This window comes from Streptococcus pyogenes, assembly GCF_002055535.1.
Lineage (GTDB): Bacteria > Bacillota > Bacilli > Lactobacillales > Streptococcaceae > Streptococcus > Streptococcus pyogenes.
Map to the genome: position 1 here is coordinate 503,979 of NZ_LN831034.1, position 15,074 is coordinate 519,052.

Below are 15,074 nucleotides of genomic sequence, written 5' to 3' on the forward strand. Positions count from 1 at the left end.
GGACTCGTAAAAGATTTAGTGTTTCAATCGAATAATCTCATTCGTGATATGGTTGATAACAACCACCTTTCCTCTGATTTTATGACTATTTAGGAGAACTAGTTTTTCTCCTTTAATTAAATCCTCTTGGAGAACACAGATACTGTAGTCAAACTGCTTTCCTTTTAAATGCCAGGAAAGGGCAGTCTCAATTGGGTTGCGTTTGCCTGTTTGAAGTGGTGTTAAGGGAGTAACTTTGGTATCGTCAGGGACTAATAGGGTACTGGTGCAACCCTTGTCTTTAAAGGGTTTTCGTTTGATGAGTTTGTGACTAGTCAGGTATTGGTTGTATTTTTTTGACAAAATCGTTTCTTCGATAGTGAAAGGGCAGTCACTGATTAGTCTGAGGTCACTAAGGTGATCTGTCTTTACGTCTAAGTGATTATCAAGAATAAATTGACTGACAAGACAGTGGTTGCCTTGAGCCTGTATCGTATCAATGATAAGAAAAATTCCTGGTGGTAAGATGAGAATTTGTCGGTCATGTTGGTAGTTGTTCCTATCAGAGAATTGCGTCTGGTAGCTACCTTCAATAAAGTAAACGTGTCCATTTTGTCGAAGGTGACAATAATTGGATTTGGGGTAAGAAAGGTAAGCCCAGGAGCTATCAATCTGCTCAGGTAATTGTTCTTCTAAGAAGGCGGTAGAATGATGGCTAGCGCTTTTTAGGGCATAGCGTAATGGTTCTTCTTTGTAAGTGTATCGCCCAGCATCACAGAAAAGTGGTTGTCCTTTATAATAGAGACAGAGACTATTTTGGTCGCTATGGGTATGGGAACTACCGATGGGCCCATTTTTGAAAAAAAGATAATAATTTTCTTGATTGATGGTAATGTGCCCGGAATGTTCAAAGTGATGCGCAAAAGTTGGTAAGGTTTGGACGGGTAACTGTTCAAAAGTGTGGACACCTTTTTCTCCTAGAAGGAGAAGACTATCGATATCAAGTGTGGGAAAAGCAGCAGCTTTTAAGTGTGGTTCTTCAAGGATAGTGGCTGCAAGCGTTAGAATATCTCTGGTATCTGTAACATCGCTATCACCAAGAGGGATTTGTTTATGATCTGGACCAGTCATTTTGAGGAGATAATCACTCATGGCAAGCAAAGTAGGTCTAAGCTGTGGAAGATAATCAGGGACTAGAGCAGTTAATTCCAGAAGGGCTTTGAGTACTTCCACATGATACATGGTTGATTGTTCAAATTGACTGCCGTCTTCGAGAATTTGTAGTGCGATTTGTTGCGTCAATTCTTTTCTAGCGAAAGCTGTTGCTGCAGCAATATCAAGGTCAGAACCAAAGTAGGCATCAGCTAATAAAATCGCAGTGGTTTGCAAGATTCCCCAATTGCTGAGGCTGTATTTATCAAGGTAGTTGGCATGGAGAAATTGAAGTTGTTTTTCCAGGGAAGCTAGGATGAGGCTTTCCTCTTGCTTGGTTAAGGCGTTAAAAAGATTAAGGTAAATCAAACATTTGACCCAAGCAAAACAACGGATGCCAGTATCTAAGGTTCTAGTAGCTAACCCCTTAGGGTCTAAAGGAATAGCTGATTCAATCCAATTGAGGATGAAACCTTTAGCTGTTAAGAGATACCGTTCATCTCTTTCAACAAGGTAGACGAGGATTAATTTTTGGAGATAGGTCTGTCGATTTAACATAAAGTTCCACTCAGGATCATCTATGACAGCCTCTTGCCAAGTAATGGGATCTAAGTGGTAAGGGATGTGGCAGGGCTCCATATCCCAATTATCTTCAAATAAAAAGGTATTGGTTAAGAGTAGGTCAGCTATTCTTTTTTGATCAGCATAGCTGTCAGTCTGATAGTCTAGCAGGTAATTCCTGCAAAAGTCTGGATTGACTGTTTCTTTAAAGCGTGCGAAGGCAAAAAACATAGGACATTTCCTTTCCAAAAGAAAAGAGACCTCATCATGTGCTTAGGAACTATTTCCCTATGCTCATAACAGGTCTCTATGAACCATTAAGCTAAAATACCCAACCAACTGCCAATAACACCAATGATAACAGTTAAAATGACCAATTTGTAGGTTGTCCATTTTTTGTTTTTAATAAGGTAATACATGAGTAAGGTAAAGAGAGCTGGTAAAAGTGCAGGGGCAATCTTATCAAGCATTCCTTGAATAGTCACAAATTTTTGTGCTGTATTGGCCGCATCCACCTTGCCAGCGGCAAAAGTAATGGGAACAGTAATTTTAACAGAAGTAGCTGCTAGTCCAGCGATAACGGTAACGCCGACAATATTTGCCATGCGCGACACAACCGCCATTTGTTCACTTAATTTATCAATAAAGCTTGTGCCGACCTTGTAGCCATAGAGTCCAGAACCAATTTTAATAGCGGTTAGGATAATATTCATGGCTAGGAAGAAGAGGATTGGTCCCAAAACCAGACCATCACTAGCTAAGGAAGCTGCAATCGTTGAAAAGAGTGGCGCCAAGCAAAATTGTGATAAGGAGTCACCGATACCAGCTAAAGGCCCCATAAGTGCCATTTTGATGTTTCGGGTTTCTTCTTCAGGGCGATTATTTTCTAACATGACCAAGTGCAGACTGGTGATGAAAGGAAGGAAGTGAGGATTAGTATTGTAAAACTCACAGTTATCTTCTAAAGCTTGATATAAGCCCTTTTTATCACTGCCAAAATGTTTTTTCAAGGCAGGATAGATGACATTGGCGTATCCGATACCTTGGTAATTATTGTAATTAAACCCATTTTGTAGGAAGAAAGCTCTCAGAGCTGTTTTGAGGTAATCTTTCTTGGTTAATTTATTAGATCCAGTCATCTTGTTGGCCTCCTTGGACAGTTGTTGCATCGACTTGTTTAGGTTTGTTGTAAAATTCATTCAAGGCGAAAATGATACCAATAATGGCGATACCAATGGTTGGAATTTGGAGGTAGGCTGCACAAACATAACCAATTAGTACAAAAGGAATCAATTCTTTCTTGGCCATAACAGATAAGATCATGGCAAATCCGATAGCAGGTAACATTTTACCAGCGACAGTCAATCCATTGAGCAAGACAGGTGGGATATAATCAACCAAGTGAAGGAGAGTATCCATTGACAAGGCACCTAATAAACCAAGGCCTAATCCGATAAAAGCGAAAGCCCAGATAGTGCCGTTGGCAGCGAATTTGAAGCCTCTAATATTGCCTTTTTGCAATTGTTTTTTAGCGGTTTCGGGAGCGCCAGCAAAAGCTGTATAGGCGAATGTTTGAAGGAATTGGATGGCAACTGCGATTGGTGTTGATAAGGCTAGTGCCGCTTCTGGGGTGACTTTACCAGCACTGGTAATAGCCATCAAGGTACCAAAGATACCAGGGCCGATAGGATTAGGAGGAACGGTACCACCGGCACCCACTCCAAATCCCATATAAGCTAATTCGGAGATAGCTCCCATGCTAAGTGCAGTTGGCAAGTCACCTAAGATAATCCCTACACCAAAAGACAGAATAATACAACGGTTGGTGTAGATGCCAAGTAACATTCCGCTGAAACAAAAGGCTGTCCAAAGACCAATTAAAAGTGCCTGTAACAAATTGATATCCATATCAATCTCCTTTATTCATTAAATATAATCTAAGATGTCAACGTCAGAGGCGCTATTGCCAGCTGGAGTTGTTTTGGTGTTAAAAACCACGTGGTGGTCATGGGCTAAGCAACGAATAGCAGACTTGTCTGTTTCTCCCAGCGAAATAAACTGGGTAATCGCAACCTTATCATCAGTTTTATGAATATTACCGATATTGATTTCTGTGATGGGAACACCCCCTTCAACTAGGAGTTTGGCATCTTGCAAATCTTTGACCACGATGAAGATACTTTGAGCAGGACTTGCTTTATGAATGATGTCAATCACTTTTTGAATGGAGAAAAAACGAATGGCAATACTGGATGGAATAACTGTTTTCATGAGGGATTGTTGAATCTTATCTTCAGAAACCGCATCGTTAGCGACGATAACGGTGTTGCAGTTGAGGAATTTGACCCATAATTGCCCCTGTCCGTGAATCAAACGCTCATCAACTCGCGTCATGATAATGTTTGGTTGTGTCATAAAATCTCCTTTTTAAATGTAGGTATCGGTGTTTGTTACCAGTAAGGGTTCCAGTCTTTGTAGAAACGAAGCAGAGCTTCAAGATAGTAATAGTCTCCCCAGATATTTCCCTCGTCAACCCCTTTTCCAGAGTGCCAAGAATAGACTCCGTGAAGCAGTAGAGGAGCACCAGGCTTGAGATCTTTGTTAGCATAATCCTTAATCAAGGCTCTTAGCATGCTGTGCATGGCAGCTTCATATGTTTTTTTATCAGGATCATGATCTGGTAAGGTTTTTAACATTTCATGAATACCACACACAGCAATGGCGGTTGCTGAACTATCACGAGACTGCTCGCTACCATCTCCAAAAATTAAATCCCAGTAGGACACCTGGTCTTTAGGAAGACGGTTCAAGAAATAATGGGTCATGCCCTTGAAGAGTTGAATGAGTTCAGGTTCTTTTAGGAAACGATAGGTCAAAGGAATACCATAAATGCCCCAAGCTTGCCCTCTGGCCCAAGCAGAATCATCGCTATAACCTTGTCGGGTGACCCCTTTAACAGGATCACCTGTTTCTGGATCAAAGTAGAAGGTGTGGTAAGCAGAGGCGTCATCTCGGATGACATGATTGGCTGAGGCGTAGAAATGATTGATCGCCATGTCACGGTAACGGTTGTCTCCAGTTTCTTGGCTAGCAAAAAAGAGTAATTGGATGTTTAGGAGACAATCAATGATTAAACGGTAATCTTCTTTTTTACCCAGTTCTCCCCAGGCCTGAATAAAGCCGCCTTTGTCTTGATAGCGTTGGACTAATTTGTCGGCTGCTTTCAAAGCAGCTTCTCTAGACTCAGGTGTTTTTAAAAGTTTCCACTCAGCCATGCAAGAAGGGGTGTAAAGAAAGCCCAAATCATGGTGATCTAGCTCAATGTCTCTTGTTACTCGATCTAGGAAAGAAAGGTCATTTGCTTGAGCCAGAGCTTTAATAGCATCATCCCCACTGTATTCGTAAGCTAACCAAAGGCAACCTGTCCAAAAGGCATTGGTCCATTCTGTATTATCCATAATGGCATATTGGTTATCTTTGGTAGCTGGCGTTGGAAAGTCTTCTTTAAAATAGTCCATATTAAGCCGAACTTGTTTGAGGGCTAAGTCAAGGGCCTGAGTAATGTCTTCTTGGCTTAGGAAATCTTCTTTGGTAAATCGTTCAGGCTGCTTGATAGGTTCAAGAGCAATGGTTTTTAAAGGTCGTGCCATTAAATGCCTCCTAACTCATCGTCTGTCGCACCGTCTTCTTGCTGAGAAAGAGTTTTCCAGTCAACAATGCCTTCTTTAGAACATGTTATAAGTCCTGATACTAAGTCGTCAAAAGAAGCTGCTGTTTGTCTTGCAAAACTAGCTTCAATCAGCATGGCTAAGTTAAGGCCAGAAAGAACATTACACGTCGTGTTTGGAAGAGATTCCATTAAGGTTGCAGCGACTTTAAAAGGGGTACCTCCTAGAAGGTCACAAAGAACTAAGGTTTCCTCTTCTGGGATTAAAGCACGAGATAATTGGTCCTGCACATCAGCGGCGGTCATCTCAGTAGTAAAATCAATTGCAGTTACCTTTTCTTGTTTGCCTGCGATCAATTCTAAGGCTGAAACAATACCACTCGCAAAATGTCCATGTCCCATAACGATAATAGCAATCATAAATAAATCTCCTTCGGTTTACCGGTTTACTCAAAAAATATTGTAGCGCTTTCAAAATTCTTTGTCAATACTTTTTTAAAAAGATTTTTGAAAAAGAAAAAGTGAACGGTTGTGCTAAAAAAGAATCAAAAATGGTCTTTTTTTGTCACTATTTAATGTAGAAAAGTCTTAATGGCTATTAAGTATAGGAGAAGACTAAACAAGAATGGCAGTTTGGATAAGAGCACTCTTTTAAATTTTGAACCGTTTTCATTAAAATGATTGACAAAACTAGTTTACTTTGTTATAGTCTTGGTAAACAGGTTTACTTAATTTAATAACAAAAAGGAGAATCCTATGGAAAATATGTTTTCGTTACAAGGTAAGATTGCCTTGATTACCGGAGCATCTTACGGTATTGGTTTTGAAATTGCCAAAGCCTATGCTCAAGCGGGTGCAACTATTGTGTTTAATGACATCAAACAAGAGTTAGTTGATAAGGGGTTGGCTGCCTATCGAGAGTTAGGGATAGAAGCGCATGGCTATGTTTGTGACGTGACTGATGAAGCTGGTATCCAACAGATGGTTAGTCAAATTGAAGATGAAGTAGGTGCTATTGATATTTTGGTCAACAATGCAGGTATTATTAGGCGTACGCCGATGCTTGAAATGGCCGCAGAAGATTTTCGTCAAGTTATTGATATTGATTTAAATGCTCCTTTTATTGTGTCAAAAGCTGTATTACCATCAATGATTGCAAAGGGACATGGTAAAATTATAAATATCTGTTCTATGATGAGCGAATTGGGGCGTGAAACAGTTAGTGCCTACGCGGCGGCTAAAGGTGGCTTGAAAATGTTAACCAAAAATATAGCCTCTGAGTTTGGAGAAGCCAACATTCAATGTAATGGGATTGGTCCTGGCTACATTGCGACGCCCCAAACAGCTCCGTTGAGAGAGCGACAAGCAGATGGTAGTCGTCATCCTTTTGATCAATTTATCATTGCTAAAACACCAGCAGCACGTTGGGGGACAACAGAAGACTTAGCTGGTCCAGCTGTTTTTCTAGCTAGCGATGCCAGTAATTTTGTCAACGGCCATATTCTTTATGTCGACGGTGGCATTTTAGCTTATATTGGAAAACAACCTTAATCACACACTAGAAAGAGATTTTATATGAAAATTGCATTAATTAATGAAAATAGCCAAGCGGCTAAAAATGGTATCATTTACGATGCCCTTACCACAGTGACAGATAAACACGGCTACCAAGTCTTTAACTATGGTATGTATGGCACAGAAGGTGAAAGCCAGTTGACCTATGTTCAAAATGGACTCTTAGCTTCTATTTTATTGACCACTAAGGCGGCTGATTTTGTGGTGACTGGTTGTGGGACAGGTGTTGGAGCTATGTTGGCCTTGAACAGCTTCCCAGGTGTTACCTGTGGTTTTGCGAGTGAGCCAACAGAAGCTTATCTCTTTTCTCAAATCAATGGTGGTAATGCCTTGTCCATTCCTTTTGCCAAAGGTTTTGGTTGGGGAGCAGAGTTGAATTTGACCTTAATATTTGAACGCCTCTTTGCAGAACCAATGGGTGGTGGTTACCCTAAAGAGCGAGCTATTCCTGAACAGCGGAATGCACGTATTTTAAGTGATCTGAAAAAAATTACTTACAGAGATTTGTTGGCAATTGTCAAAGACATCGACCAAGATTTCCTCAAAGAAACGATTTCTGGCGCTCATTTCCAAGAGTACTTCTTTGCCAATGCGGAGCCGTCAGAATTAGTCACTTATTTGAAATCAGTACTTGAACAGTAATTCCATTTTGACGAGGAAAGGAGGTCACATGTCTAAGTTATTATTGGTTGGTGAACCGCTGATTCGCGTTAGCCCCAATCAGTTTCAGCCTTTGACCAATGCCTGCGAGGCTCAGCTTTTTTTCGGCGGTTCAGAAGTTAATATTGCAAGAACTCTAGGCGGTTTTGGCTTAGAAGCAAGGCTATTTACGGCCCTACCAGATAATCCTGTTGGTCACGCTTTTCATCAGTTTTTGAAGCAAAGCGGCGTGGATATGTCCTTGACGGCTTGGCAAGGTCATCGCGTTGGGCTATATTACCTTGAAAATGGCTTTGGCTGTCGGGCTAGTCAGGTTTATTATGACCGCTGTGGCTCTAGCTTTTCGGCCTTAGATAAGGATAGTCTTGATTTAGCTGCCATTTTTGAAGGCATTAGTCACTTTCATTTTAGTGGGATCAGTTTGGCGTTGGGCAAAAAAACTCAGGACCTGATTGAGGTACTTGTGAGAGAAGCTAAGAAAAGGGATATTTGTATTTCCTTTGACCTTAACTTTAGATCTAGTATGATTGCCGTAGCTGATGCTAAACGACTCTTTTCTCACTTTGCTCAATACGCGGATATTATTTTTGGCATGGAACCTTTGCTGTTAGACAGTGACGATTTTGACATGTTTGATAGAAAAAAGGCAGATACTACGACGATTAGAGAACGTCTGGCAGGACTTTATCAGCGCTATCAGTTACAAGCTATTTACCATACGGAGCGTTCAAATGATGCCCAAGGCAGTAATCATTTCAAAGCTTATGCCTATGATAGGCAGTTTTACGAATCCTGTGAAGTGACGACCCCAGTCTTGCAACGGGTTGGAAGTGGAGATGCTTTTGTGGCGGGTTTACTTTATCAGTTGTTAGAAGGTAACGAAAAGCAGCGCAACCTTGATTTTGCTGTGGCAACAGCTAGCCTAAAATGTACAGTAGCTGAAGATCAGCTCTATCACAGTGTCCAACAAGTAGAAGCAGTCTTAGCTAATCAACGAGATATCCAGAGGTGATGATATGGGAAAAATAGAAATCTTAACCAAACTTAAGGCTAATCGGCTTGTCCTAGTTGTACGAGGAGAGTCTAGTGAGGAAGCTTTAGCTTGCAGCCTGGCCAGTATTGAAGGTGGCATTAAGACAATTGAAGTCACCTATACTAACCCCTTTGCTAGTGAGGTTATCGGTCAATTAGCTGAACGCTTCAAAGAAGATCCTGAGGTATTGATAGGTGCTGGGACAGTTTTGGATGATGTCACTGCCCGCCAAGCTATTTTAGCAGGAGCACAGTTTATTGTTGGTCCTAATTTCAATCGAGCAGTGGCTTTGATTTGTCATCGTTATAGCATACCTTATTTACCAGGTTGTATGACGGTTAATGAAGTGGTTACAGCATTAGAATCAGGGGTTGATATGGTCAAAATTTTTCCTGGTTCTACTGTAGGGATATCCTTTATTCGGGCAATCAAATCTCCTTTGCCACAAGTAGAGGTTATGGTTACAGGCGGAGTTTCTTCAGATAATCTCAAAGACTGGCTAGCTGCTGGAGTAGATGTTCTAGGCATAGGAGGCGAGTTTAATCAGTTAGCGAGCCAAAAACAATATAACCTAATCACTAAGAAAGCCGCTCATTATATCAAAAGTTTGCGACAATAATCTAAAAAACGTTTTTACCTTGGCTTTAGTGCTAGTAAAAACGTTTTTTTATCATTCATTCAATTAATATGCTTCTGCTCATGTTTTTCCAGATAGTATAGATATAAGAGCAGCTAATTTAACAAGATGAGCCTGTCGTTTGATATATAGGATATAAACTTTTTATGATCAAACAAAAGTAATACCTTTTGAATTCGTTAGTATTGATCTGATCTAAAGTGATATCACTTAGAATGGACTAGCTGTACAGCTTTTACAGCAACTTATGCTAAAATAGAAAAAAGGAGAAATGTTGATGATTAAAGGAATTATTTTTGATATGGACGGTGTTTTATTTGATACAGAACCTTTTTATCTGAGGCGACGAGAAGATTTTTTTAAGACAAAGGGAATTCCCATTGATCATTTGAACTCTAAAGATTTTATTGGGGGCAATCTTCAAGAATTATGGAAAGAGTTGTTAGGTAAAAATAGGGATGATGCTATCGTTAAGGCAATTACAACTGACTATGACGCTTACAAACAAGCGCATAAGCCTCCTTATCAAAAACTGTTGATTACAGAAGTGAACTCTTGTCTTGAACAGTTGGAAAAACAAGGTATTAAACTGGCTGTGGCATCAAACTCGAAGCGTCAGGATGTTTTGTTGGCGTTGGAGACAACGCAAATAAAAGATTATTTTGAAATAATCCTAGCGCGTGAAGATGTTTCTAGAGGCAAACCTTATCCAGATATTTATAATAAAGCAGTACAAAAACTAGGATTACAAAAAAAACAACTGCTTGTAGTAGAGGACAGCCAAAAAGGCATTGCTGCCGCCAAAGCAGCCAATCTGACAGTTTTTGCCATTACCGACTACCGATATGGCATTGATCAGAGTCAAGCTGATCACAAGATAGATCATTTAGGACAACTGTGTGTAAAAATCGGTTGTTTTGGATCGTGAAGTAACGCAACTAACTGATCATGATACTTCAAGACAGTTAAGAATACGTCTAGGACTTTCTACAGACCAATAACAAGAATATGTTTATGTGTTTTTACTGTTTTTTAGCTACCTATTTACAATATGACACTGAAAAGAGTACTATGTTTAAGTTATTATCAAAAAAAACGTCGCATAAGATCACCTAGAAAAGGATTATGATTTTTGTGATTTGGATGCGATCATTAGTCGTCGACCATCTTCATTTGGCAGGAGGTATGTTTAACCGTGGTCATTATTTGGATTTGTTTTTAGATTGGCTAGTGAGTAAATATAGAAGGATCATAATACTGCTTTGACAAAGGCAGTATCTGAGTCCATGAGTTGCACGGGTAATGTGACTCGGTTTTGGTTAGGTATAATAATATTTGGAAGTGTTATGCTGCTTGTCTTCGTAGGTCCATTGATTATAGTCAGACTTACTTTAGAGCTGAGCTGACTGTCTAGACAAGACGTGATGGAGATGTGATTTCTGACCAAGTAGAGGTAACCAGAAAAGGGACTTTTACGATGGAATTGAATTTACTTGTTGCATTCTTGTGCATGTTAAGAGAGAAAACCCAGATAAATCAGGAAGTAAAATGGTTATGTTTGATTAGAATTGTCCTTCTTTTTCCTTGAAGTCTTAACTTATTTTGATTATGATAGTAGTATGACTATTAAGGCAGAAATTAAGGCGCTCGCCAAAGAAATTGGTATCTCTAAAATTGGTTTTACGACGGCAGATAACTTTGATTATTTGGAAAAGTCATTGCGTGCTTCTGTGGAAGAGGGGCGCAATTCAGGATTTGAACATAAAGTCATAGAGGATCGTATCTACACTGAAAGGCTTTTAGAATCGGCTAAAACGATTATTTCAATTGGCGTTGCTTATCCTCACAAACTTCCTCAGCAACCTCAAAAAACACCTTATAAACGTGGAAAAATTACACCTAGTTCGTGGGGGCTTGATTATCATTATGTGGTCGGCGAAAAGTTAGACAGACTATCAAAAGGCATTGAAGAGCTGTGTCGAGATTTTCCTTTGCAACAAAAAGCAATGGTCGATACTGGAGCTTTAGTTGATACTGCAGTTGCCCAAAGAGCGGGTATTGGTTTTATAGGAAAAAATGGTCTAGTTATTTCTAAAGAATATGGCTCTTATATGTTTTTGGGAGAATTAATTACCAATTTAGAGATCGAGCCAGACAAGCCTGTCGATTATGATTGTGGTGACTGTCGTCGTTGTCTAGATGCCTGTCCAACTTCTTGTTTAATTGGTGATGGCTCAATGAATGCCAAGCGTTGTCTATCATTTCAAACCCAAGATAAGGGAATGATGGACATAGAGTTTCGAAAAAAGATTAAAACAGTTATCTATGGTTGTGATATTTGCCAAATTTGCTGTCCTTATAACAAGGGTATAAACAATTCACCAGCTACAGAGATTGATCCTGAGTTGGCTCAACCAGAATTAATACCATTTTTGAGTTTATCAAATGGAAAATTTAAAGAAAAATTTGGTATGATTGCTGGAAGTTGGCGAGGTAAAAATATTTTACAGCGTAATGCCATTATTGCGCTAGCAAATGCTCATGATAAAACTGCAGTGGTCAAATTAATAGAGATTATTGATAAAAATAATAACCCTATTCATACTGCAACAGCTATATGGGCATTGGGAGAAATTGTCAAAAAACCAAACGATGAGATACTGGCGTTTATGAGTCATTTAACCTTAAAAGATGAAGATAGCCGAAAAGAGTTGGAATTAATCCGTCATAAATGGCAATTTTAAGCCTTTTATGGTATTTTTAAGAACCTTATGATAAAATAAAACAGATTAACAAAGATTGGAGAAATCTCATGGAAGTGGCTGAAATTCGCCAAAAAATAGTAGAAAATAAAGAGAAGTTGACTAGCTTCAGGAGGTCTCTTTGACTTAGATCGTTTGGAAGAGGAGATTGCTCTTCTTGAAAATCACATGACTGAGCCAGACTTTTGGAATGACAATATTGCAGCGCAAAAGACATCTCAAGAACTAAATGAGTTAAAAGGTAAGTATGATACTTTCCATAATATGCAAGAATTATCTGACGAAACAGAACTCTTACTTGAGATGCTTGACGAAGATGATTCTTTGAAAGAAGAATTAGAAGAAAATCTAATGCAGCTAGATAAGATAATGGGTGCTTATGAAATGACGCTTCTCTTATCTGAACCCTATGACCACAATAATGCTATCTTAGAAATCCATCCTGGTTCAGGAGGAACTGAAGCGCAAGATTGGGGAGATTTACTCTTACGAATGTATACCCGTTTTGGCAATGCTAATGGTTTCAAAATAGAAGTATTGGATTATCAAGCAGGAGATGAAGCTGGTATTAAATCGGTTACCCTCTCTTTTGAAGGCCCCAATGCTTATGGTTTGTTGAAATCAGAAATGGGAGTTCATCGCCTCGTTCGTATATCACCTTTTGATTCGGCTAAACGTCGTCATACCTCATTTGCTTCAGTTGAAGTGATGCCAGAGTTAGATGATACGATTGAAGTAGAAGTACGTGATGATGACATTAAAATGGATACTTTCCGTTCCGGAGGAGCTGGTGGTCAGAATGTCAATAAAGTATCAACAGGTGTTCGTTTGACGCATATTCCAACTGGAATTGTGGTATCGTCTACCGTTGACCGTACTCAATATGGAAACCGCGATCGCGCTATGAAGATGTTGCAGGCTAAGCTATATCAGTTAGAACAAGAAAAGAAAGCACAAGAAGTAGATGCTCTCAAGGGTGATAAAAAAGAAATCACTTGGGGAAGTCAGATTCGTTCTTATGTTTTCACCCCTTATACGATGGTGAAGGATCATCGTACTAACTTTGAGCTTGCTCAGGTAGATAAGGTTATGGATGGAGAGATCAATGGCTTTATTGATGCCTACCTTAAGTGGCGCATTGAAGACTAAAAATAATAAAGGAGAAACATGGCACTAATAGAAATGTCTGGTGTTACTAAAAAATACCGCCGCTCAACGACCGCCCTCAGAGACGTCAATGTTTCTGTTAACCAAGGTGAGTTTGTTTATCTCGTAGGCCCATCAGGTGCTGGTAAATCAACTTTTATCAAACTCCTTTACCGTGAAGAACAACTGACAACTGGTAAGCTATATGTGGGTGAATTCAATTTAACTAAGCTAAAAGCACGTGATGTTCCGATTCTTCGTCGTCACATCGGAGTAGTTTTTCAAGATTACAAACTGCTACCAAGAAAAACAGTCTTTGAAAATGTAGCTTACGCCATGGAAGTTATTGGTGAAAAGCGCCGCCACATTAAAAAACGCGTGCCAGAGGTACTCGATTTAGTTGGCTTGAAACATAAGATGCGTTCTTTTCCAAGTCAGCTATCAGGAGGGGAGCAGCAACGTGTGGCCATTGCGCGTGCGATTGTTAACAACCCTAAATTATTGATTGCAGATGAACCGACAGGGAATTTAGATCCTGAGATTTCATGGGAAATTATGCAGTTACTTGAACGTATTAATGTTCAGGGAACAACTATCTTAATGGCGACACACAACAGTCATATTGTGAATACATTCCGTCATCGTGTTGTTGCTATTGAAGATGGTCGCATAGTACGTGATGAAGAAAAAGGAGATTATGGTTACGATGATTAGATACTTTTTCCGTCATATTTGGGAATCCATTAAAAATCTTAAACGCAACTTTTGGATGACATTTGCTTCAGTTAGTATGGTGGCTGTTACATTGACTTTAGTTGGTGTTTTTGCGGCGACATTGTTGAATATACAGCGTGTTGCTTCGGGTGTTGAAAATAATGTCCATATCAATACCTACTTACAAGTTGATTCAACTGATGCTGCAAAAGTTATTCAAAATACTGCCGGTGAACCTGTTAATAACGATAACTACCACAGTGTTTACGACAAAATTGCTCAGATAAAAGGTGTCAAAAAGATTACATTTTCTAGCAAGGATGAACAATTGAAAAAATTGCAAGAAACCTTAGGTGATGTTTGGAATATGTATGACCAAGACACTAATCCGCTCCAAGATATCTATCTTATTGAGACCCAGACGCCTAAACAAGTTAAGGCGATCACTAAAAAGATCAGAACGATTGAAGGCGTAGAAGCCGCAGATTATGGAGGGATTAACTCCGATAAACTATTTAAGTTTTCAACATTAATTCAAACTTGGGGGCTGATCGGAACAGCAATGCTATTATTTGTAGCTGTCTTTCTCATTTCAAACACTATTCGTATGACTATTATGTCTCGTAAACGTGACATTGAAATTATGCGGTTAGTTGGTGCTAAAAATTCTTATATTCGAGGGCCTTTCTTTTTTGAAGGGGCTTGGGTTGGCTTGTTAGGAGCTGTTTTACCATCTCTTCTGATTTATTATGGATATGATCTTGTTTATAAGCATTTTGCACAAGAATTACAACGTAATAATCTCTCGATGTATCCGCTTGATCCTTATGTATATTACCTGATTGGTGCTTTGTTTGTCATAGGTATTATGATTGGTTCGCTTGGTTCAGTGCTTTCTATGAGACGTTATTTAAAATTCTAAAAAAAGCGCTGCTGACGAAACGTAGCGACCCTCAAAAGTTGGACCTCTTATGTTATTCCAAGGACCTCGTTTTGTATTGCACAGGACTGGTCCTTTTCATTTTGTTTTGATTCATTTGTTTATTTGTAATAGGCAATACAGTTTAAAATAGCAGTTTCTAAGGTTTCAAGAGAAGAAAAGCACCCCAAAAGTTAGATGTTTGATGTATCTAACTTTTGGGGTGTCATTCAAAATTTAGTGGCTCTTTTTTAGTAAAATACTATGAT

General features: G+C 39.3%; 15 protein-coding genes. 9 read left to right on the forward strand and 6 right to left on the reverse strand.

The features are described 5' to 3' along the window. Positions 1–15 precede the first annotated feature (15 nt). From B6D67_RS02725 to B6D67_RS02750, 6 genes are all read right to left on the reverse strand, one after another. Positions 16–1,923, reverse strand: coding sequence for a heparinase II/III domain-containing protein (locus tag B6D67_RS02725; protein ID WP_010922036.1), 1,908 nt, complete (start codon positions 1,921–1,923; stop codon positions 16–18). Positions 1,924–2,009: 86 nt separating this feature from the next. Next, positions 2,010–2,831, reverse strand: a complete 822-nt coding sequence (locus B6D67_RS02730; RefSeq protein WP_011285454.1) for a PTS system mannose/fructose/sorbose family transporter subunit IID — start codon at positions 2,829–2,831, stop codon at positions 2,010–2,012. Further along, a complete protein-coding gene (locus B6D67_RS02735; RefSeq protein ID WP_010922038.1) occupies positions 2,818–3,600 on the reverse strand; it encodes a PTS mannose/fructose/sorbose/N-acetylgalactosamine transporter subunit IIC in 783 nt (260 codons plus the stop codon). The genes B6D67_RS02730 and B6D67_RS02735 overlap by 14 nt, the downstream gene beginning before the upstream one ends. Before the next feature lie 18 nt (positions 3,601–3,618). Further along, positions 3,619–4,107: a PTS sugar transporter subunit IIB gene (locus B6D67_RS02740; protein WP_010922039.1), complete on the reverse strand. Its 489-nt coding sequence runs from the start codon at positions 4,105–4,107 to the stop codon at positions 3,619–3,621. Between the two features lie 35 nt (positions 4,108–4,142). Further along, entirely contained in the window at positions 4,143–5,342 is a 1,200-nt protein-coding gene (locus tag B6D67_RS02745; protein WP_010922040.1) for a glycoside hydrolase family 88 protein, read from the reverse strand. Further along, entirely contained in the window at positions 5,342–5,779 is a 438-nt protein-coding gene (locus B6D67_RS02750; protein WP_010922041.1) for a PTS sugar transporter subunit IIA, read from the reverse strand. The genes B6D67_RS02745 and B6D67_RS02750 overlap by 1 nt, the downstream gene beginning before the upstream one ends. 336 nt (positions 5,780–6,115) lie before the next feature. On the opposite strand from B6D67_RS02750, the gene B6D67_RS02755 reads away from it, so the two are divergent. From B6D67_RS02755 to ftsX, 9 genes are all read left to right on the forward strand, one after another. Beyond that, the gene (locus B6D67_RS02755) at positions 6,116–6,910 is read left to right on the forward strand and encodes a gluconate 5-dehydrogenase (RefSeq protein ID WP_010922042.1); all 795 of its coding nucleotides are present in this window, start codon (positions 6,116–6,118) and stop codon (positions 6,908–6,910) included. A gap of 24 nt (positions 6,911–6,934) precedes the next feature. Continuing rightward, entirely contained in the window at positions 6,935–7,576 is a 642-nt protein-coding gene (locus B6D67_RS02760) for an RpiB/LacA/LacB family sugar-phosphate isomerase (protein ID WP_010922043.1), read from the forward strand. A gap of 28 nt (positions 7,577–7,604) precedes the next feature. Further along, positions 7,605–8,606 (forward strand): sugar kinase, encoded by a 1,002-nt coding sequence (locus tag B6D67_RS02765; protein ID WP_010922044.1) that lies wholly within the window; start codon positions 7,605–7,607, stop codon positions 8,604–8,606. A gap of 4 nt (positions 8,607–8,610) precedes the next feature. Beyond that, complete coding sequence (locus tag B6D67_RS02770) at positions 8,611–9,246, forward strand: bifunctional 4-hydroxy-2-oxoglutarate aldolase/2-dehydro-3-deoxy-phosphogluconate aldolase (protein WP_010922045.1); 636 nt, start codon at positions 8,611–8,613, stop codon at positions 9,244–9,246. 295 nt (positions 9,247–9,541) lie between these two features. Then, positions 9,542–10,192, forward strand: coding sequence for an HAD family hydrolase (locus B6D67_RS02775; RefSeq protein WP_011285456.1), 651 nt, complete (start codon positions 9,542–9,544; stop codon positions 10,190–10,192). Between the two features lie 691 nt (positions 10,193–10,883). After that, positions 10,884–12,008, forward strand: coding sequence for a tRNA epoxyqueuosine(34) reductase QueG (gene queG / locus B6D67_RS02780; protein ID WP_015055933.1), 1,125 nt, complete (start codon positions 10,884–10,886; stop codon positions 12,006–12,008). 68 nt (positions 12,009–12,076) lie between these two features. Continuing rightward, positions 12,077–13,175 (forward strand): peptide chain release factor 2 gene (gene prfB, locus B6D67_RS02785; protein WP_101485534.1). Its coding sequence is split into 2 segments (ribosomal slippage): positions 12,077–12,148 and positions 12,150–13,175, totalling 1,098 coding nucleotides; the frame shifts between segments, so codons are not numbered across the junction. 18 nt (positions 13,176–13,193) lie between these two features. After that, the gene (gene ftsE / locus B6D67_RS02790; RefSeq protein WP_002985455.1) at positions 13,194–13,886 is read left to right on the forward strand and encodes a cell division ATP-binding protein FtsE; all 693 of its coding nucleotides are present in this window, start codon (positions 13,194–13,196) and stop codon (positions 13,884–13,886) included. Next, positions 13,879–14,808 carry a permease-like cell division protein FtsX gene (gene ftsX, locus B6D67_RS02795; protein ID WP_002990498.1) on the forward strand — a complete coding sequence of 310 codons (930 nt, stop codon included), beginning with the start codon at positions 13,879–13,881 and terminating at the stop codon, positions 14,806–14,808. Before ftsE ends, ftsX begins: the two co-directional genes overlap by 8 nt. Positions 14,809–15,074: the final 266 nt, after the last annotated feature.